Origin of the sequence: Trujillonella endophytica (assembly GCF_900110555.1) — a bacterium.
In the GTDB taxonomy this organism is placed as follows: domain Bacteria; phylum Actinomycetota; class Actinomycetes; order Mycobacteriales; family Geodermatophilaceae; genus Trujillonella; species Trujillonella endophytica.
In genome coordinates this window covers 432,685-451,285 of sequence record NZ_FOEE01000002.1, presented here as the reverse complement: position 1 = coordinate 451,285, position 18,601 = coordinate 432,685, and the positions used below count along the sequence as shown (strand labels likewise).

General features: G+C 74.9%; 16 protein-coding genes and 1 tRNA gene. 9 read left to right on the top strand and 8 right to left on the bottom strand.

Annotated features, from left to right (window positions below; all coding sequences use genetic code 11):
* Positions 1-14: 14 nt before the first annotated feature.
* Entirely contained in the window at positions 15-746 is a 732-nt protein-coding gene (locus tag BMY88_RS05055) for a MarC family protein (protein WP_091940768.1), read from the bottom strand.
* A gap of 8 nt (positions 747-754) precedes the next feature.
* On the bottom strand, positions 755-2,029 hold the full coding sequence (locus BMY88_RS05050; protein ID WP_091940766.1) for an arginine deiminase: 1,275 nt from the start codon (positions 2,027-2,029) through the stop codon (positions 755-757).
* Positions 2,030-2,358: 329 nt separating this feature from the next.
* Between BMY88_RS05050 and BMY88_RS05045 the strand changes: the two genes are divergently transcribed.
* Positions 2,359-4,110 (top strand): alpha/beta hydrolase, encoded by a 1,752-nt coding sequence (locus tag BMY88_RS05045; protein WP_211435497.1) that lies wholly within the window; start codon positions 2,359-2,361, stop codon positions 4,108-4,110.
* On the opposite strand, the gene BMY88_RS05040 is transcribed toward BMY88_RS05045, so the two are convergent.
* On the bottom strand, positions 4,100-5,083 hold the full coding sequence (locus tag BMY88_RS05040) for an AraC-like ligand-binding domain-containing protein (RefSeq protein ID WP_211435496.1): 984 nt from the start codon (positions 5,081-5,083) through the stop codon (positions 4,100-4,102). The genes BMY88_RS05045 and BMY88_RS05040 overlap by 11 nt on opposite strands.
* 184 nt (positions 5,084-5,267) lie before the next feature.
* Between BMY88_RS05040 and BMY88_RS05035 the strand changes: the two genes are divergently transcribed.
* The gene (locus BMY88_RS05035) at positions 5,268-6,137 is read left to right on the top strand and encodes an alpha/beta hydrolase (protein ID WP_091940764.1); all 870 of its coding nucleotides are present in this window, start codon (positions 5,268-5,270) and stop codon (positions 6,135-6,137) included.
* 1 nt (position 6,138) lies between these two features.
* Complete coding sequence (locus BMY88_RS05030) at positions 6,139-6,927, top strand: MBL fold metallo-hydrolase (protein WP_091940762.1); 789 nt, start codon at positions 6,139-6,141, stop codon at positions 6,925-6,927.
* 7 nt (positions 6,928-6,934) lie between these two features.
* Here the strand turns inward: BMY88_RS05030 and BMY88_RS05025 are convergent, their stop codons facing one another.
* Complete coding sequence (locus tag BMY88_RS05025; protein ID WP_211435495.1) at positions 6,935-8,197, bottom strand: MFS transporter; 1,263 nt, start codon at positions 8,195-8,197, stop codon at positions 6,935-6,937.
* A gap of 282 nt (positions 8,198-8,479) precedes the next feature.
* Here BMY88_RS05025 and BMY88_RS05020 point away from each other — a divergent pair, with 282 nt between their 5' ends.
* Both BMY88_RS05020 and BMY88_RS05015 read left to right on the top strand, forming a co-directional pair.
* Positions 8,480-8,764, top strand: coding sequence for a hypothetical protein (locus BMY88_RS05020; RefSeq protein WP_091940760.1), 285 nt, complete (start codon positions 8,480-8,482; stop codon positions 8,762-8,764).
* Between the two features lie 76 nt (positions 8,765-8,840).
* Positions 8,841-9,806, top strand: coding sequence for a DUF1254 domain-containing protein (locus BMY88_RS05015; protein ID WP_091940757.1), 966 nt, complete (start codon positions 8,841-8,843; stop codon positions 9,804-9,806).
* Positions 9,807-9,978: 172 nt separating this feature from the next.
* Here BMY88_RS05015 and BMY88_RS05010 read toward each other — a convergent pair whose 3' ends face one another.
* Positions 9,979-10,875 carry a helix-turn-helix domain-containing protein gene (locus BMY88_RS05010; protein ID WP_091940755.1) on the bottom strand — a complete coding sequence of 299 codons (897 nt, stop codon included), beginning with the start codon at positions 10,873-10,875 and terminating at the stop codon, positions 9,979-9,981.
* Between the two features lie 168 nt (positions 10,876-11,043).
* On the opposite strand from BMY88_RS05010, the gene BMY88_RS05005 reads away from it, so the two are divergent.
* The gene (locus BMY88_RS05005; RefSeq protein ID WP_091940752.1) at positions 11,044-11,883 is read left to right on the top strand and encodes an SDR family oxidoreductase; all 840 of its coding nucleotides are present in this window, start codon (positions 11,044-11,046) and stop codon (positions 11,881-11,883) included.
* A 212-nt stretch (positions 11,884-12,095) separates the two neighbouring features.
* On the opposite strand, the gene BMY88_RS05000 is transcribed toward BMY88_RS05005, so the two are convergent.
* Together BMY88_RS05000 and orn are read right to left on the bottom strand one after the other, a co-directional pair.
* Positions 12,096-12,171, bottom strand: a tRNA-His gene (locus tag BMY88_RS05000).
* 82 nt (positions 12,172-12,253) lie between these two features.
* On the bottom strand, positions 12,254-12,919 hold the full coding sequence (orn, locus tag BMY88_RS04995; protein ID WP_091940749.1) for an oligoribonuclease: 666 nt from the start codon (positions 12,917-12,919) through the stop codon (positions 12,254-12,256).
* Positions 12,920-13,070: 151 nt separating this feature from the next.
* Here orn and BMY88_RS04990 point away from each other — a divergent pair, with 151 nt between their 5' ends.
* Positions 13,071-14,303, top strand: a complete 1,233-nt coding sequence (locus BMY88_RS04990) for a hypothetical protein (RefSeq protein ID WP_244524453.1) — start codon at positions 13,071-13,073, stop codon at positions 14,301-14,303.
* A 131-nt stretch (positions 14,304-14,434) separates the two neighbouring features.
* Entirely contained in the window at positions 14,435-16,240 is a 1,806-nt protein-coding gene (locus BMY88_RS04985; RefSeq protein WP_091940746.1) for a hypothetical protein, read from the top strand.
* A 59-nt stretch (positions 16,241-16,299) separates the two neighbouring features.
* Here BMY88_RS04985 and BMY88_RS04980 read toward each other — a convergent pair whose 3' ends face one another.
* Complete coding sequence (locus BMY88_RS04980; protein ID WP_244524452.1) at positions 16,300-16,911, bottom strand: SACE_7040 family transcriptional regulator; 612 nt, start codon at positions 16,909-16,911, stop codon at positions 16,300-16,302.
* 56 nt (positions 16,912-16,967) lie between these two features.
* On the opposite strand from BMY88_RS04980, the gene BMY88_RS04975 reads away from it, so the two are divergent.
* Entirely contained in the window at positions 16,968-18,581 is a 1,614-nt protein-coding gene (locus BMY88_RS04975; protein WP_091940743.1) for a carboxyl transferase domain-containing protein, read from the top strand.
* The last annotated feature ends 20 nt before the right edge of the window (positions 18,582-18,601 follow it).

The window sequence follows — 18,601 nt, the reverse complement described above, 5'->3', positions numbered from 1 at the left end:
GTCCGGCGGCCGGGTCAGCGGCCGAGGCCCTCGAGCACGCTGACCACCAGCTGGGTGCCCCCGCTGGCGAGGATCGTGACGGCGATGGCGGTGAGCAGGATGCCCGACAGTCGGTCGAGGAAGGACGCCGTCGACGCCGACGCCCGCCGGTGCACGTGCGCCGCGGCGTACACGGTGATCGCGGTGACGGCGGCATAGGCGACCCCGGCCACGGACAGCGCGAGGACGTCGCCCGCGTCGTCGGCCTGGGCGCGGAAGGCGACGAAGAAGGCGAACGTGGTGCCGCCGACGGTCAGCGGGAAGGTGACCGGCACGAACATGTACTCCCGCCACGCCCCGGTCGGCGCGCGGGAGTCGACGGCGGCTCCGGGCGCGTCGGCCGGTCGCGGCGCCCCGGCGCCCGCGTGCGCGGCGACCTCCGCCTCGACATCGGCCTCGACGTCGGCCGGCGCGGGGTGCTCCGCGGTGCCGCGCATGAGCGCCACCCCTTCGTAGAGCAGCGCGATGCCACCGACCGTCGTCAGCGCGGCGGTACTGAGCCCCAGCACCTCCAGCAGGGGCTCGCCGACCCACAGGGCGACCATCGCGAAGACCACCACGTTGACGAACAGCCCCAGCGCCAGCCGCCGCTGGTCGGCCGGGCCGAGCCGGCCGACGACCGGGAAGTAGGAGGGCAGCGCGGCGATCGGGCTGTAGAGCGCGAACAGCGCGAGGAAGAGCAGCAGGGGCTGCTCGAGCAGGTCCATCGCCGACGTCAGAGGTCGACGGGATCGCGGACGATCGGGCAGGTCATGCAGTGGCCGCCGCCGCGGCCGCGGCCGAGCTCGGCGCCCACGATGGTGATGACCTCGACGCCGGCCTTGCGCAGCAGGGCGTTGGTGGTGGTGTTGCGGTCGTAGGCGAACACGACGCCCGGGGCGACGGCGACGAGGTTGTTCCCGCTGTCCCACTGCTGCCGCTCGTTGGCGTACACGTCCCCGCCGGTGGGGAGCACCCGCAGCGCGGGCAGGCCGAGCGCGTCGGCGACGACCGCGGTGAAGGGGACCTTCTCCTCGGTGACCTCGACGGGGTCGGCGTCCCCCGGCCGCAGCGAGAACGTGTGGATGCCGTCGACGATGTCGGCGAAGGCGGTGGCCACGTCGCGGTCGGCGAGGGTGAAGACGGTGTCCAGGTGCATGGCCGCCCGCAGCTTCGGCATTCCGGCGACGATCACCCGCTCGGCGGCCCCCTCGGCGAACAGCGCGGCGGCGAACTGGGTGATCGCCTGGCGGGAGGTCCGCTCGCTCATGCCGACCACGACCGCGCCCCGGCCGATCGGCATCACGTCGCCGCCCTCGAGGGTGGACAGCCCCCATTCCAGCTCCGGGTCGCCCCACCACACGCGCGCCCCGGAGAAGTCCGGGTGGAAGGAGTAGACCGCCTTCATGAGCAGCGTCTCGTCGTGGCGGGCCGGCCAGTACAGCGGGTTCAGCGTCACCCCGCCGTAGATCCAGCATGTGGTGTCGCGCGTGTAGAGGGTGTTGGGCAGGGGCGGCATCAGGTACTCGCGCACGCCGGTCGACTCCCGGGCCAGGGCCAGGTATCCGGGGCGGAACTCCGCGGGCAGGTCCGTCGTCGCCAGGCCGCCGATCATGAACTCCGCCAGCGTGCGCGGCTCCAGGCTCTCGAGGTATGCGCGGGTGTCCTCGACCAGACCCAGCCCGACCTCGTTCGCCACGATCTTGCGGTCGAGCAGCCAGGTCCTCGCCTCGGGGATGGCGAGCGTCTCGGCGAGCACGTTGTGCAGTTCGAGGACGTCGACGCCGCGCTCGCGCATCTTGGCCATGAAGTCGAAGTGGTCCCGGCGGGCGTTCTGCACCCACAGGACGTCGTCGAAGAGCAGGTCGTCGCAGTTGGTGGGGGTCAGCCGCTGGTGGGCCAGCCCCGGCGCGCAGACCAGCACCTTCCGGAGGACGCCGACCTCGGAGTGGACTCCGTAGGCCGCGGCCGGCGACAGCGAGGCCGGTGTCGACGTTGCAGTTCCGGTCATGGTCCGCACGCTCCTCGATCGTGATCCGAGCCCGACGCCGGCAGGCACGAGCGCCGCTGCGGCCGGGCCCTCCCGGGCTCCGCCGCCGCAGCGCAGGTGCAGGGTCGGGCGTGCCGCTCGGGCCGGCGTCGTCCGGCGCGGATGAGACCTGCCCGCCGCGGCCGGACGGCGAGGGGCGTCCGTGGCGGGGCACGGGCCGCGGGGAGCGGGTGCGTGCGGCCCGGCTGCGCAGCTCTCGCCCCCCGCGGGGGAGGCGGTCGCGGCGTCGCCGGCCGCACCATCGCCGGCGGCGCACCGGGCGCCCCGGAAGGACCAGGAGGACACCCTGCGTGAGGCGTTCGCCGACCAGCGTGGGCGCGCCGCCGGCCCCCGCGGTGCAGGCCGACGCCGCCGGAGCCGCGCCGCCCGGCGGCGAGCCACCCGCTCCCGCTGCGCAGGAACGGGCCGACCGGCCCCGGCGGGTTCCGTCCGTGCCGGCGCTGTCCCTGCCGGGCTGCTGGGGCGCGGTGCTGCTGGCCTGCGCGTCGCTCACCCCGTCCCTGCTGCCGCGGGAGGGCGTCGCGCAGGGCGTGGTCAGCGGGATCAGCGCGGCGATGGGCTACGGCCTGGGCGTGCTGGCCGCCGCCGTGTGGCGGGCCATGGCCGACCGCGGCCCCCGCCCGCCCCGGCGGCGGTCGTGGCGGGTGTTCCAGGTCCTCGCCGTGGTCCTCGTCGTCGTGTTCTTCCTCCTGGGCCGGCGGTGGCAGCGCATGCTCCGCGACCTGATGGGGATGCCGGCCGAGTCGCTGGGGAGCGCATTGCTCGCGCCGCTCGTCGCGGTCGTCGTCCTCGCGGTGCTGATCGCGGTGAGCCGCGGGGTGCGGGCGGCGTGCCGGGCGGTCGCCCGGCTGCTGTCGCGCTGGGTCGGCCCGGCGGCCGCCCGCACCCTCGGCGGGCTGACCGTCGCCCTCCTCGCCGTCCTGCTGATCAGCGGGGTGGCGGTGGACGGGCTGCTCGCGGCGGCGGACCGGGCCTTCGCGCTCGCGGACCAGGGGACGGCCGAGGGTGTCGAGCAGCCGGACAGCCGGCTGCGCTCGGGCGGGCCGGGGTCGTTGATCGAGTGGGACTCCCTGGGCCGGGAGGGCCGCACGTTCGTCGCGGGCGGCCCGTCGGCCGGCGAGATCGCGGCGTTCACCGGCGGGGAGGCCCCCGAGCCGATCCGGATCTACTCCGGCGTGGCGACCGCGGACGACGTGGAGGACCGGGCGCAGGTGGCCGTCGACGACCTCGCCCGGGCGGGCGGCTTCGACCGGACCCGGCTGCTGGTCGCCACGACCACCGGCCGTGGCTGGCTCGACGCCGGGTCGCTGTCGGCGTTCGAGTACATCGCCGGCGGGGACTCCGCGGTGGTGGCGATGCAGTACTCCTACGTGCCGTCGGGGCTGTCCTACCTCGTCGACCAGGACCGCGCGCGGTCGGCCGGCCGTGAGCTGTTCGACGCCGTCTACGAGCGGTGGACCGCGCTCCCGCCCGACGCGCGGCCGGAGCTGTTCGTCTTCGGGGAGAGCCTGGGCTCCTTCGGTGCGGAGGCCGCGTTCAGCGGGGAGTACGACCTGCGCAACCGGGTCACCGGAGCCTTGTTCGTGGGCCCGCCGAACTTCAACGCGCTGCACACCGAGTTCCGCGAGGACCGCGACGCCGGCAGCCCGGAGGTGGAGCCGGTCTACCGGGAGGGGCGCACCGTGCGGTTCACCGCCGAGATCGGCGCGGGTGCCCCGCCCGCGGGCGAGCCGTGGGAGGGCACGCGCGTGCTCTTCCTGCAGCACCCGTCCGACCCGGTGGTCTGGTGGAGCCCGTCGCTGCTGCTGGGCCGCCCCGACTGGCTGGCCGAGGAGCCGGGGCGCGACGTCCTCCCGGAGATGACGTGGCTGCCCCTCGTGACGTTCTGGCAGGTCACCCTCGACATGCCCTTCTCCCTCGACGTGCCGGAGGGGCACGGGCACCGGTACACGCGTGAGTCGGTGGACGCCTGGGCGCTGCTGCTGCGCCCCGCCGACTGGAGTGCGGACCGGGCCGACCGGCTGCGGGAGCTCATCCGGTGACGTGCAGCCGGCGCCACTCGCGCGGGGTCATGCCGTAGGCCTGGCGGAATCGGCGGGAGAAGTGGCTGGGGCTGTCGAAGCCGTGGGCCCGCGCGGTCGCCTGCACGGAGCGGCGCAGCCCCGCCGGCGACACCAGCGCCGCCCGGGCCGCCTCCAGTCGCTGGCCGATCAACCACTGCTCGAGGCTGGTTCCGTCGTCGGCGAAGGCCTGGTACAGCCGGCGGACGGACACGTTGTGCGCGGCGGCGAGCGTCCCGGGGCCCAGCGCCGTGTCGCCCAGGTGCCGGCCGGCGTACGCCCGCACCCGGGTCGCCAGGGTCTCCTCCCGCACCGCGCCGGCGAGGTCGTCGCGGCCGGCGGCGGAGACCAGCAGGGCGCGGACCAGGTCCACCGTGGCCGCGCCGAGCGCGGCCGCCCCCGAGTCGGCGGACAGCTCGTCCGCGCCGTCGGTCAGCCGCTGCAGGTGATCGCGCACCAGGCCGTACAGCGGGCTCGAGCGCAGGTGGGCGGCGCCCGCGCGGACGACGTCTGGTGGCAGGCCGAGGAGCTCGTAGGGGACCTGGAAGGCCCGCGACCCGCCGCTCCCCGTCCAGGAGAACTCGTACGGCGCGGTGAGGTCGCTGAGCATGAGCTCCCCGGCGGGGACGACGGCGTCGTCGCCGAACTGGCGGAAGCGGCCCTCCCCGCGGGTCTGGATCGCCAGCGCCACGATCGCGGGGCTCTCCCTGCGCACGTGCCGCGGGGTGCGCACCAGTCGGAAGCCGGAGGCGTCGGTCGTGAAGACGTTCGCGGCGCCGAAGGGCCACAGGTGCATCCGGGAGCGCACCTGGTCGGCCGGGTCGAGGTGCTCGATGCGGCAGGGCGCGGAGGCCTGGTCGAAGGCCGCCCGGAAGGCGCTCACCCGGTCCTCCGGGGCCACGGTCGCGGTGTCGAGCAGCAGCACGGGGACCTCCCGCCGGGCGGAACGAGGCACGCGCGGCACCTCCCGCCGCAGCGTCGGGCCAGCCTGGCAGAGCAGCAGGGACGGCGGAAGGCGGCCGTGCCGGTGCACCGACGGGCCAGAGGTGTGCGCGCAGGGGCCGTTCCGTGCCGCCCGGCGCTGCCAGGGTCGGCGCCGACAGCCCACGCGTGCCGGCCCGACCGACAGGAGACCGACCATGAGCGACGCCGTCCCCACCCCCCGGCCCTCCGGCGGTCCCGCGCCCGGCGGCCCCGACACGATCGTGCTCGTCCACGGGTTCTGGGTGACCCCGCGCAGCTGGGAGGAGTGGAAGGCCCACTACGAGGCCAAGGGCTACCGCGTGCTGGCCCCGGCCTACCCGGGCTTCGAGGTCGAGGTCGAGCAGCTCAACGCGGACCCGACGCCGATCGCCGAGCTCACCCTGCCGCGGATCGTCGACCACCTGGCCTCGGTGGTCGGCGCGCTGGAGAAGCCGCCGATCCTCATCGGCCACTCGGCGGGCGGGACGCTGGTGCAGATCCTGCTCGACCGCGGCCACGGCGCGGTGGGCGTCACGCTCAACTCCGCCCCGACCGAGGGCGTGCGGGTGCTGCCCCTGTCGCAGCTGCGGTCGACGTTCGTCGCGTTCAAGAACCCGGCGAACCGGCACCGCGCCGTCGGGCTGAGCCCCGAGCAGTGGCACTACGCGTTCACCAACACGTTCGGCGAGGAGGAGTCGCTGCGCCTCTACCGGCGCTACCACGTGCCGGCGTCGGGCCGGATCCTCTGGAGCTCGGTGCTGGCCAACTTCATGCCCGGACCGCAGGACGCCGCGGTGGACTACGCCAACCCGGCCCGCCCGCCGCTGCTGTTCGTCTCCGGCAGCGAGGACCACATCATGCCGCCGAGCGTGCAGCGCTCGAACGCCAAGCACTACAAGGGCGACACGATCACCGAGGTCGAGCTGTACGAGGGGTACGCGCACCTGCTGCCGGCGCAGGAGGGCTGGCAGCAGATCGCCGACCACGTGCTCGACTGGGCGGTGCGGCACGCCCGGCCCCGGGTCGGGGCCGCCGGCGCGCAGTGACGTGGACGGCGTCCGGCTCACCCACGTCGGCGGCCCGACCGTCCTGATCGAGGCGGCGGGCCGGCGGCTGCTCACCGATCCGACCTTCGATCCGCCCGGGCGGCGCTGGTCGTTCGGCTGGGGCAGCTCGTCCCGGAAGCTCACCGGCCCGGCGATCGCCGCGGCCGAGCTCGGGCCGGTCGATGCCGTGCTCCTCACCCACGACCAGCACGGCGACAACCTCGACGAGTCCGGCCGGGAGCTGCTCGCGTCGGTGGGCACCGTGGTCACCACGCCGGCGGCGGCGTCCCGGCTCGGCGTCCCGGCCGTCGGCCTGCCCCGATGGGGGACGCCGGAGCTGTCGTCGCCGGGGCGGCCGACGATCGAGGTGACCGCGACGCCGGCCCGGCACGGACCGCCGCTCAGCAGGCCGATCGTGGGGGAGGCCACCGGCTTCGCCCTGCGCTGGCCCGGCCAGGACGGCGGCGTGCTGTGGATCAGTGGCGACACGGTGCTGTTCGACGGCCTCTCCGACGTGGCGCGGCGGCTGCGCGTGGACACCGCGGTCCTGCACCTGGGCCGGGTCCGGTTCGGCGTCACCGGGCCGGTGAACTACACGATGACCGCCCGCGACGCCGTGCGGCTGTGCCGCCAGCTGCGCCCCCGGGTCGTCGTCCCGGTGCACTACGAGGGCTGGTCCCACTTCACCGAGGGGCGGGCGGCGGCGGAGCGGGAGTTCGCGCGGGCGCCGGACGTGGCACGGACGGTCCGCTGGCTGCCGATGGGCGAGCGGGTCGGCGCGGACCCCTGACGCCGGGTCAGGCCCGCAGCGTCCGGACCAGGAGCAGCAGCGCCGCCACCTGCAGCACGGCGACGATCGCGATCAGCGCCGGCACCGACTCCGTGGACAGCCAGCCCGCGAGCGCGCCGCCGCCGACCGCGGCCGCGCCCTGCACGGCGGCGAACATGCCGTAGCCGGTGCCCCGGCGTCCGGCCGGGACCAACTGCGCGACCAGCGCCTTGACGGTCGAGTCCTGCAGTCCGGTCGCCGCTCCCCAGACGAGCACGCCGGCCACGACGACGGCCCAGGAGTCGGTGAACGCCAGCGCCGGCACCACCGCCACCATGACCGGCAGCACGAGGAGCACCCGGGCGCCCCGGCGGTCGTGCACCCAGCCCACCACCAGCGCGGCGAGCCCGGCGGCCGCCATGCCCGCGGCGTACACCACCGGGACGGCGGCCGTGGGCACGAGGCCGTCGGTGACCAGGTGGTAGGAGATGACGCCGAAGGTGACCAGGCCGGCGGTGGTCAGCGCGGACGACGCGGCGAACGACCAGAACGCGCGGGGCAGGTCGCGGCCGGCCCGCAGCAGCGACACCGCCGGCTGCGCCCCCGCGGCCCGGACCCGGTCGCGCAGCGGGTCCCCGGTGCGCCGGCGCAGGCGGACCAGGAGAACGAGGGAGGCCAGCCCGGGGACGGCGAGCACGGCCAGCGCCGGCTCCAGCGCGCCGGTGGCCGCCACGACGCCCGCGACCAGCAGGGGGCCGGCGAACGCGCCGATCTGGTCCAGCGCCTTGTGGACGCCGAAGCCGCGGCCCAGGCCGACGGGACCGGCGGCGTGCGCGAGCAGCGTCGACTTCGCCGGGCTGCGGACGGCCTTGCCGGTCCGCTCGGCCAGCACCAGCAGGCAGCCGACGGTCAGCCCGGCCGCGCCGAGGAACGGGGTGACGGCCAGCAGTGGCACGCACACGGCGGTCAGCGCATAGCCGGCGATGGTCATCGGCCAGTAGCTGCCGGAGCGGTCCGCGCGGGCGCCGAACGGCAGCCGCAGCACCAGGGCCAGCGCCTCGCCGGCACCGGTCACCAGCCCGACCAGCAGCGCGGACGCGCCGAGGGAGGCCAGCAGCGGGCCGGTGATCGCGCGGGCGCCCTCGTAGACCATATCCGCGGCCAGGCTCACCACGCCGAAGCCGACCACCGCCCGCCACGGCGACCATCCCGGCACCGTTGCGGGGGCATCCCCGGGGGAGGGGGCCCTCCCGGCCAGGGCCGGCGACGGCCCACCGGGCTGCTCGGACACGAATTTCCTCTCGCGGCACGGCCGACGGTCGGACGACGACGGCGGTCCTGCAGCGTAGGAGGTCGGCGTGGAGCGCCCCCGGGGCGGCAGTGCTGCCACTGCCGCCCCGGTCAGGTCACTTCTTCTTGCCCTTCTTGCCCTTCTTGTCCTTCTTCTTCTTGTCCTTGGCCATGCCGCTCACCTCCTCGTCGCCGGCTCGTCAACGTTTTGTTGACACCAGTCAATCACCCGTTGACGGGATAGGTCAACGATGTGTTGACCTCCGTGCCGTAGGATCGGGACGTGAGCAGGCATGTCGACCGCATCCAGCGTGCCCTGCGTGCCCATCGATCGGCCCGGGATCCGTTCGCGGCGCTGGACGCCGCCCGCATGCTGCGCGAGGAGGCCGAGCGGCTGGAGCAGAAGGCCGTGGAGGGGGTCCGCGCCGCCGGGACGTCGTGGTCGAAGATCGGCGCGCTCTACGGATTGACCAAGCAGGGTGCCCAGCAGCGGTTCCGGCAGGACCGCACCGGGGCCGGCCCCGCGGGGACAGCGGACCTCCCCGACGCGGAGCACGACGCGGGCTGACGGACCTCCGACGCCCGGCGGGGTTCACCCGCTCCGGTTGATCCGGCCGGGACCGGCGAGCCGTCAGTGTCGGGCCATGAGTCGGACGAGGGTCGATGCCGACAACTTCGCCCGCGCCGAGAGCCACCGGATGTTCGCCGACCTGCAGCGCAGCGCGGGCGGGGTGAACCGGTTCGCGCACAACCGCACGCCTGCCTCGGTCGACGACCAGGTCGTGATCCGCATGAAGAGGGACACGCTCTACAGCTTCGCGGTCGTCGACCTGTCGGCCGGCGCCGCCGTCACCCTGCCCGCGGCGGGCGAGCGCTATCTGTCGGTGATGGTCGTCGACGAGGACCACTACATCAACCGGGTCCTGCACGACCCGGGGCGACACGAGCTCACCGTCGAGGAGTGCGGCGGTCCGCACGTCGTCGTCGCCGCCCGCATCCTGGTCGACCCCCGGGACCCCGCCGACCTCGCAGCCGTGGCGGCGCTCCAGGACCGCCTCGAGGTCGACGCCGTGGCAGCGCGGCCGTTCGTCCTGCCCGACTACGACCCCGAGAGCTTCGACCGGACCCGGAACGCGCTGCTGGCGCTGGCCGCGGACCTGACCTCGTTCGAGCGGAGCTTCGGCCGCGCGGACGACGTCGACCCGGTGCACCACCTCATCGGTGCGGCGGCCGGCTGGGGTGGTCTCCCCGACGCCGAGGCCACCTACGTCGGTGTCTTCCCCGACCTCCCCGTCGGCGAGTACGAGCTGACCGTCGGCGACGTTCCGGTCGACGGGTTCTGGTCCATCTCGGTCTACGACGCCGCCGGGTTCTTCCAGCCCAACGCGAGCGGCGCGTACAGCGTCAACAGCATCACTGCCGCCCGCGACCCCGACGGGGGAGTCACCGTCCGATTCGGTGGGGACGGCGACCCGGCGCGCAACTCGCTGCCGATCCCCGAGGGGTGGAACTACCTCGTCCGCCTCTACCGCCCGCGCCCCGAGATCCTCGACGGCCGCTGGACGTTTCCCGCGATCGGGGCAAGTGGCGGGGCTCGAACCCGCGGGTGAGGCCGTCCCGGGCCTGGGGCCCGACGAATGCCCGGGATACCGGCCTTGTCGGACGTCCCCGAGCGTCCCCGAGCCGTCCTGAGCGTCCCGTTCGCCCCGCAACCTGCCCCCCAGCGGCCGACCACGCGACGGAGCGAGTCGCGTCGGGGTCGGGGCGGTAGCTGCTACCGGCTCATGCCTGCTTCGAGGGTGTCGAGGCGTCGGCGGATCCGCGGGTGGCGGACCAGCTGGCCAGGAGCTGGATCGCGTCGTGTTCGGGCGAGCCGGGCCGGGGGGTGAAGACGGTGAGGGTGTGGTCACCGGTCGCGTCGACGGTGAGGTTCTCGAAGGGCAGGACGACCTTCCCGATCGCCGGGTGCCGGAAGGCCTTGACGCCCGACTTGTGAGCCCGGACGTCGTTGGCGGCCCAGCGGGTCCGGAAGGCGCCGCTGCGGGTGGACAGCTGACCGATCAGCGCGATCAGGGCCGGGTCATCGGGGCGGCGACCGGCCTCGACCCGCAGCAGGGACACCGTGTCGCCGGCGATGCGCTCCCACTGCGGGAACAGTTGGCGGGCCCGGTGCTCGTCCAGGAAGAGGAAGAGCGCCGCGTTGGGCGGCTGATCACTGTCGAAGGACGGCGCGTAGAGCGCGCGCCCCAGGTCGTTGGTCGCCAGGATGTCGAGCCGGCTGTTGAAGACCACGGCCGGCAGGTCGCTCATCGAGTTCAGCAGGATTTGGACGCCGGCGCTGATGGTCTCCTCGACCGCGGGCTTGCGGCGCCTGCGCGCCTCCGGCGTGAGCGCGGCGAGCAGGCGGTCGAGGTGGCTGCGCTCGTCGTCGTCGAGTCGGAGCACTGCGGCGACGGACCCCACGACGCTCGCGGACGGGCCGGTCGCCTGACCGCGCTCGAGGCGGATGTAGTACTCCGGGCTCACGCCGGCCAGCAGAGCGACCTCCTCCCGGCGGAGACCCTTCACCCGGCGGCGGGTCCCGCCGACGGGGAGGCCGGCGTCGGCGGGAGAGACCCGGTCGCGGCGCGAGCTGAGGAACTCGCGCACGGCCGTCCGCGCCGCCTCCCTGTCATCCATGCCACCGAGCGTAGGAGCGGTGCGCGCGTCAAGAGGGTCTCTGCGAGTACCCCTCTCGACAGGTCCTGTCGCGGCTTCGCGCGTCGGCGTTCTCTGGGTCTCGGCGATCGAGGCAGGCAGAGCCCGCAGACCGCGGACCGCCTCGCCGCCGCAGAAGAGGAGCTCGACATGACAGCCACGAAGGTCGTGCTGGTCACCGGAGCCGGCCGCGGCATGGGCGTCGACATCGCCCGCGCCGCCCTCGACGCCGGCCACCGGGTCGTCGCCACCGCCCGCAACGCCGGCAAGGTCACCGAGGCCCTCGGCGACCACGACGACCTGCTGGCCGTCGCCCTGGACGTCACCGACCCGGCCGGCGTGCAGGCCGCCGTGGACGCCGCGGTCGAGCGGTTCGGTCGCGTCGACGTGCTGATCAACAACGCCGGGAACTTCTACGCCGGCTTCTTCGAGGAGATCACGCCCGAGGACTTCCGCGCCCAGGTCGAGACCAACCTGTTCGGCCCGCTGAACGTCACCCGCGCCGTGCTGCCGCTCATGCGCGCCCAGCGCGCCGGCGTTGTGGTGACCATGAGCTCGTCGGCCGGCCTGATCGGGGCGGAGTTCACCTCCGCCTACGCCGCGTCGAAGTTCGCCCTCGAAGGGTGGATGGAGTCCCTCGCGCCGGAGGTGGCGCCCTTCGGCGTCCGAACCATGGTCGTCGAGCCCGGCTTCTTCCGCACCGATCTGCTCACCCCGGAGTCCACCAGCTACGCCCAGCCCTCGATCGCGGACTACGCCGAGCGCACCCGCCGGACCGTCGTGGCGTGGAGCGGCATGAACGGCCAGCAGGGCGGCGACCCGGCCAAGCTCGCCCACGCCCTCATCGGCCTCGCGACCTCCGAGCAGCCGCCGGTGCGCTGGGTCGCCGGGGCCGACGCCGTCGCCGGTGTGGAGCAGAAGGCCAGGGACCTGCTCGCACAGGTCGACGCCCACCGCGACCTCTCCAGCAGCCTCGCCCTCGACGCCTGACATCACCCGCGGCGCGCGGGACTTCCCAGGCGTCCCCATCCCCGTGCCAGGAGGTCTCGCACAACAGCGAGAAGATCCGCGCCGACCTGGCCGCCTCGATCTGCCTCCGACGAAGGGGGCACCTCACGGCGGCCGCGATCCGATCGCCGTCCGGAACGGCGCCGGAACGGATGGAGGCCCTGGTCAGTTGCCTGACCAGGGCCTCTACCGGATGGGGTGAGTGACGGGGCTCGAACCCGCGACACCCAGGATCACAACCTGGTGCTCTACCAGCTGAGCTACACCCACCGCGTGCCCCCGGCGCACGCCGCCTCAGCGGCGACGACCCGGGAACCGGGGCAACGATACCCGAGCGGTCGGGCCGCTCGGCTCAGGCCTCCGACGCGGCCGCGGGCGGCGTGGCGTCGCCGGCCGCCAGCACCCCGGCGAAGGTCCCCGCGACCTCGCCCGCCGCTGCCTGCGCCTCGGTCGAGGAGGGGCCGGAGCCCTGGACGAACAGCGTCCGGCGGTAGTAGGCGAGCTCGCGGACGCTCTCGATGATGTCGGCCAGCGCCCGGTGGGCCAGGCCCTTGGCCGGCTGGGCGAAGTAGACCCGCGGGTACCAGCGCCGGGCGAGCTCCTTGACCGAGGAGACGTCGACCATCCGGTAGTGCAGGTGGTCGTCGAGCTCCGGCATGTCGCGGGCGAGGAAGCCGCGGTCGGTGCCGATCGAGTTGCCGCACAGCGGGGCCGTGCGCCGTTCGGGGACCCAGCGCTTGATGTAGGCCAGCACCTGCTGCTCGGCCTCGGCGACGGTGAGCGTCGACGCCCGCACGGCGTCCGTCAGCCCGGACTTCGCGTGCATCTCGGTGACGACGTCGACCATGCCGGCCAGCGCGTCGTCGTCGGCGTGGATGACGAGATCCAGGCCGGGGTCGAGCACGTTGAGGTCGGAGTCGGTGACCAGGACGGCGATCTCGATCAGCTGGTCGGTGACCAGGTCCAGCCCCGTCATCTCGCAGTCGATCCAGACCAGGTGCCCCGCGCTCTCCGCCACGGGGGAGGACCCTACGCACCGCCCGTCCCGCCCGTCTCGCCTGCCCGCCCCTACCGCACGCGCCGCGTCGGGACCATTCGGAGCGTCGGTTTCGGGCCCTCCCGCGGCTACGCTCGCCGTGCCCCCACCCCGATCTGCAGGGAGCACCCCCGTGCCCAGCACCCCGACCGCCGTCCGCCCGGTGCCCCCGGCCCCCGGCTCGCTCGGTGCCGCCGTCCGCTCGCCGATCGTGACCCTGCGCTGGCTGTGGTCGGCGTACATGACCCCGGGCCGACCCGGCCGGTCGACGACCGAGCAGGAGCTGCGGTGGATCTACACCGCGTGGCTGGGTGCCTTCCTGCTCAAGATGCTCGGGTCGTCGTGGGACGTCTCCTGGCACTTCCGGTGGCTGCGCGACGACCTCGCCCCGCCGCACCTGCTCAACTCGGCCGGCACCGCCGTCGTCGTCGCGCTCGTGGTGTTCCACAGCTACACCGGCTACGGCGTCGACCGCCGGGCCCTGCGGCTCATGCAGGTCGGCATCGCGACGTTCCTGGTCGCGGTCCCGGTCGACATCCTCAACCACCGCATCAACGGGCTGGACATCACCAGCTGGAGCCCCAGTCACGCGCTGCTGTACATCGGGACGGCGATCATGCTGGCCGGCGCGATCCGCGGCTGGTGGCTGTACGCGGCGCCCGGGCGGGTCCGGGACCTGGTGTCGCTGGGCCTGTGGCTGTTCTTCGTCGAGAACGTCGTCTTTCCCAACCAGCACCAGGAGTACGGCGTCCTCTCGCTGCAGGCGGTCACCGAGCGCGGCGAGTACTACGCCGAGGCCGAGCTGCTGGACTTCGCCGTCGCCCAGTCCTCGACCGGCGACTACGGCGCCGCCGTCGAGCAGTTCATGCTGCCCGTGCCCTCCTGGGTGCACCCGGCGTGGCTGATCTGCGCCGGACTGCTCTCCCTGGTCGTCGCCCGGATGATGGTCGGCCTGCGGTTCACGGCCACGGCGATCGTGGGCGTCTACCTGGCCTACCGCGCGGTGATGTGGGTGGCGCTGGACGCGATGGGCTTCCCACCCTCGGTGCTGCCGCTGGTCATGCTCGTCGGGGCGCTGTGCATCGACGTGGCGATCACGTACGGGCTGCCGGGCTGGCTCGCGGCCCCGGTCACCGCGCTGGCCGTCTACGGCGCGGGCCTGGTGCAGGATGCGGCGGACCTGCTGCCGCCGTGGAACTGGACCTGGTGGTCGATCGCGCTCGTGGTGGCCGGCTTCACCGCGCTGTGGAGCGCGGTCGACGCGACGGCGCGCAGCGCGTGGCTCGCGGGCTGGCGGTGCCCCGCGGAACCCGGCGCGCCGGCCCTCGAGACCCCCGTCGCAGTGGGCGGCGCGTCGCTCCGCTGAGCACGGGACCGGCCCGTCACATGACGTAGCGTCGACCCGCGCCCTGCCGGGCGGACGGCGATGCGCCTCGCATCGCCGCGCCCCGGGCGCCCACTCCCCCCACCCCCAGACCCCGCCCGGAGGACGACGACGTGCTGGCCCTCACCCCCGAGCCGCTGCAGACGGCGGGGGAGCGTGCCGTCTTCGCCGAGCTGGCCCGCTGGGACACCGGAGCGGCGGTCCGCCCGGCCGTCGTCGCCTCCCTGCCGCTGGTCGACGGGCCGATGGGACGCCGGATCTCCGACGCCGTCCTCTTCGTCCCCGAGGGGCTCGCCGTCGTGCGCATCGCCGAGGTGCCCCGCCAGCGCGGCATGGTCACCGCGGTCCCCGAGGGGTCCTGGAGCATCGCGCCCGACGCCGGTCCCGGCGAGGTGCTGCAGATCGCCGGCGGGGGGTCCTCGCCGCTGGACGGGCTCATGCGGTCGGGCATGGAGGCCGCGTTCCGGCTCCGCCAGGCCGGCCTCGAGCCGGGCCGCATCGCCCGCCTCACCGTGCTCGTCGGCGACCTCAGCGGCCTGCAGCCGGCGGACGGCGACCTCGGCGAGGGCGACCAGGTGGCGCTGCTGGAGTCCCGGTCGCTGCTGCTCGGGATCGCCCGCGCGGCGCGCTACGCCGGCGTCGACAACCCCCGGCTCTGGACCACCGCCGACGTGCGCACCGCCCTGGAGGTGCTGGGCCTGCCCGGCCGCGGTCCCTCGGTGGAGGAGCTCAACGGGGAGGGGTTCCCCTACTCGCCCTACGTGCTGCGCCGGCGCGACCTGCTGACCCCGGCCACGATGAACGCCGCCTCCGCCGCCGCGACGGCAGCGGCCCAGGCGGCGGAGGCAGCGGCGGCCTCGGCCGCACCGCCGGCCGCCGCCGCGCCGTCGGCCCCCGCCGCGCCGGCCGCGCCCGCTCCGCGGTCCGGCGGGCCGGTCACCGGCGGCTTCGTCGCGGCCGGACCGCACGGCCCCCGGGTCGATCCGGCCGCCGCGGCGGCGGTGGCCGCCGCCGCGATCCGCGCGGACGAGGCGGCCGCCGCGCACCGGGCCGCCGTGGCGGCCCAGGCGCAGCAGGCTCCCGCCACCTCGCCGGCGTACTCACCGGCGCCCGCTCCGGCGTCCCCCGCCGCCGAGGAGACCGACGGCATCGGCGGGCTGTTCGCCCGGTCCGAGGGGACCGATCCGGGCGCGGCGGGCGCCCCCCGCACGCTGGTCGCGCCGGTCGTCGCCCTGCCCGCCGAGCGGCCGGCCGGCGTGCCGCTGGTGGTGGCGCGCAAGCGGCCGGACCGCACCCGTCGGCTGGCCCTCGTCGCCGGTGGCGCCGCGCTGCTCGTCGTCCTCCTCGTGGTCGGGCTGGTGCTCGCCCTGAGCGGTGGGGGCGACGGGGACGACGCCCGCGCGGACACCGACGATCCCGCCCCGACGTCCGCCGCCGCGACCGAGGCCGACGGCCCGCAGCCCGGCGACACCCGGGAACTGGACGGCGCGACCCTCACCCTCCAGCGGGTGCGGGTGGACGACAGCTGCGCCGAGCACTCCTACGGCCTGGTGGCCGAGTTCTTCTCCGGGACCGACTGCGCGGGGCTGGCCCGGGCGCTGTGGTCCACCGAGGTGGAGGGCCGCGCGGTCGTCGTCTCCGTCGCGGCCGTGGACATGGCGGACGCCCGCGGCGCCGACGCCCTGCGCGCGCTGACCGACGCCAACGGCAGCGGCAACGTCAGCGACCTGCTCCGCGAGGGGGTGCGCTACCCGGGCGGGCCCGAGGCGCTGTCCCGCGCCGAGTACGCGAGCGCGGTCGAGGGCGCCGTCGTCACGATCGTGGAGGCCGCGTGGGTCGGGCCGGCCGGGTCGGCGTCGGATCTCGACGTCCTCGCCGGCACCGGGCTCTCGCTGCCGATGCCCGACCCGGCCCCCTGAGGACGCAGGCATAGGAAGCTCTCCCCGCGTTTCGGCACCGGGAACGTGCGCATCGCTTCCTATGCCTGGGACGACGACGTCGCGGCCGCCTCCGCCATCGCCGCCAGCAGCCCCGCCGTCCGGGCGCGCGGCAGCCGGCTGTCCAGGTGCGGCGTCGAGTTGACCAGCCCGAACACCGCGTGGGCCCGCGCCCGGCACGCCTCGACACCGGCCGTCGGGTGCAGCGCGGTCAGCACCCCCACCCACACCTCGACGTAGCGGCGCTGCAGCCGCCGGACCTCGTGCGCGTCGGCGTCGCTGAGCGTCGGCAGGTCGCGGTCGTGCACGGTGATCAGCGCGGGGTTGTCCAGCGCGAAGTCCACCTGGAAGGCGATCAGCGCCCGGAGCTGCGCCAGCGGGTCGGCACCGGCCGCGGCCACCCGCTCGGTGCCCCCGGCCAGCAGCCGCTCGCTGATCCGCAGCAGCATCTCGGCCAGCATCGCGTCCTTGCTGGCGAAGTGCCGGTAGATCGCCGGGCCGGTGACGCCGACCGCCGCGCCGACGTCGTCCACCCCCACGGACCGCGACCCGCGCTCGGCGAACAGCTGCGCGGCCGCCCGCAGGATCTGCTCCCGGCGCGAGGGCCGGGCGGCGTCGGCGTGCAGCGCGGTGTCGGTCCCCGTCGAGGTCACGGCGGAATGTTAACCGGCGTTGACCCCGCCGTGAACCGTCGTTAACATCTGCGGTCGTGGACGCCCCCGTGCTGAGCCGTACCACCCCCGCCGATCCCGAGGCCGCCGCACGCAACGCCGCCGGCCACGCGGCGCTGGTCGCCGACCTGCGCAGCTCCCTCGCGCGGGTGGCCGAGGGGGGTGGGGAGCGGGCCCGCACCCGGCACACCGACCGCGGCAAGCTGCTGCCCCGGGAGCGGGTCGACGCGCTGCTCGATCCCGGCAGCCGGTTCCTCGAGCTGTCGCCGCTGGCCGCGCACGGCATGTACGGCGGCGACGCCCCCGGCGCGGGGATCGTCACCGGCATCGGGCGGGTGAGTGGCCGCGAGTGCGTCGTCGTCGCCAACGACGCCACGGTCAAGGGCGGCACCTACTACCCGATGACGGTGAAGAAGCACCTGCGCGCGCAGGAGGTGGCCCTGCACAACCGGCTGCCGTGCCTGTACCTCGTCGACTCCGGCGGCGCCTTCCTCCCGCTGCAGGACGAGGTCTTCCCCGACCGCGAGCACTTCGGCCGGATCTTCTTCAACCAGGCGACCATGTCGAAGGCCGGGATCCCGCAGCTGGCCGCCGTCCTCGGGTCGTGCACCGCCGGCGGCGCGTACGTGCCGGCGATGAGCGACGAGGCGGTGATCGTCCGCGAGCAGGGGACGATCTTCCTGGGCGGCCCGCCGCTGGTGAAGGCGGCCACCGGCGAGGTGGTCACCGCCGAGGAGCTGGGCGGGGGAGACCTGCACTCCCGGGTCAGCGGGGTCACCGACCACCTGGCCTCCGACGACGCGCACGCCCTGCAACTGCTGCGCCAGATCGTCGGCACGCTGGGCCCGCGCAGCCCGCGCCCGTGGGACGTCGACCCCGTCGAGGAACCGCTGCACGATTCCGCCTCGATCTACGAGGTGGTGCCGGTGGACTCCCGCACGCCCTACGACGTCCGGGAGGTGATCGCGCGGCTGGTCGACGGCTCCCGGTTCGCCGAGTTCAAGCCGCTGTACGGGCCGACGCTGGTCACCGGCTTCGCCCGGCTGCACGGCCACCCGGTCGGGATCGTCGCCAACAACGGCGTGCTGTTCGGGGAGTCGGCGCTCAAGGGCGCGCACTTCATCGAGCTGTGCGACCGGCGCTCGATCCCGCTGCTGTTCCTGCAGAACATCACCGGCTTCATGGTCGGCCGCGACTACGAGGCCGCCGGCATCGCCAAGCACGGCGCCAAGATGGTCACCGCCGTCGCCTGCGCGCGGGTGCCGAAGCTGACCGTCGTGATCGGTGGCTCGTTCGGCGCCGGCAACTACTCGATGTGCGGCCGGGCCTACTCGCCCCGGTTCCTGTTCACCTGGCCCAACGCCCGCATCTCCGTGATGGGCGGCGAGCAGGCCGCATCGGTGCTGGCCACCGTGCGCCGCGAGGGGCTGGAGGCGCGCGGCGAGGAGTGGTCCGCCGCCGAGGAGGCGGCCTTCACCGCGCCGATCCGGGAGCAGTACGAGACCCAGGGCCACCCGTACTACGCCACCGCCCGGCTCTGGGACGACGGCGTGATCGACCCCGCCGACACCCGGACGGTGCTCGGTCTGGCCCTGTCCGCCTGCGCCAACGCGCCCCTGGAGGAGGTGGGTTATGGCGTCTTCCGGATGTGACCGCCGCCGTCCCCGGGCAG

Excerpts from the sequence above, each read along its gene's own strand:
- BMY88_RS05055 (WP_091940768.1), bottom strand. The coding sequence starts at position 746 with ATGGACCTGCTCGAGCAGCCCCTGCTGCTCTTCCTCGCGCTGTTCGCG.
- BMY88_RS05050 (WP_091940766.1), bottom strand. The coding sequence starts at position 2,029 with ATGACCGGAACTGCAACGTCGACACCGGCCTCGCTGTCGCCGGCCGCG.
- BMY88_RS05035 (WP_091940764.1), top strand. The coding sequence starts at position 5,268 with ATGAGCGACGCCGTCCCCACCCCCCGGCCCTCCGGCGGTCCCGCGCCC.
- BMY88_RS05015 (WP_091940757.1), top strand. The coding sequence starts at position 8,841 with ATGAGTCGGACGAGGGTCGATGCCGACAACTTCGCCCGCGCCGAGAGC.
- BMY88_RS05010 (WP_091940755.1), bottom strand. The coding sequence starts at position 10,875 with ATGGATGACAGGGAGGCGGCGCGGACGGCCGTGCGCGAGTTCCTCAGC.
- BMY88_RS05005 (WP_091940752.1), top strand. The coding sequence starts at position 11,044 with ATGACAGCCACGAAGGTCGTGCTGGTCACCGGAGCCGGCCGCGGCATG.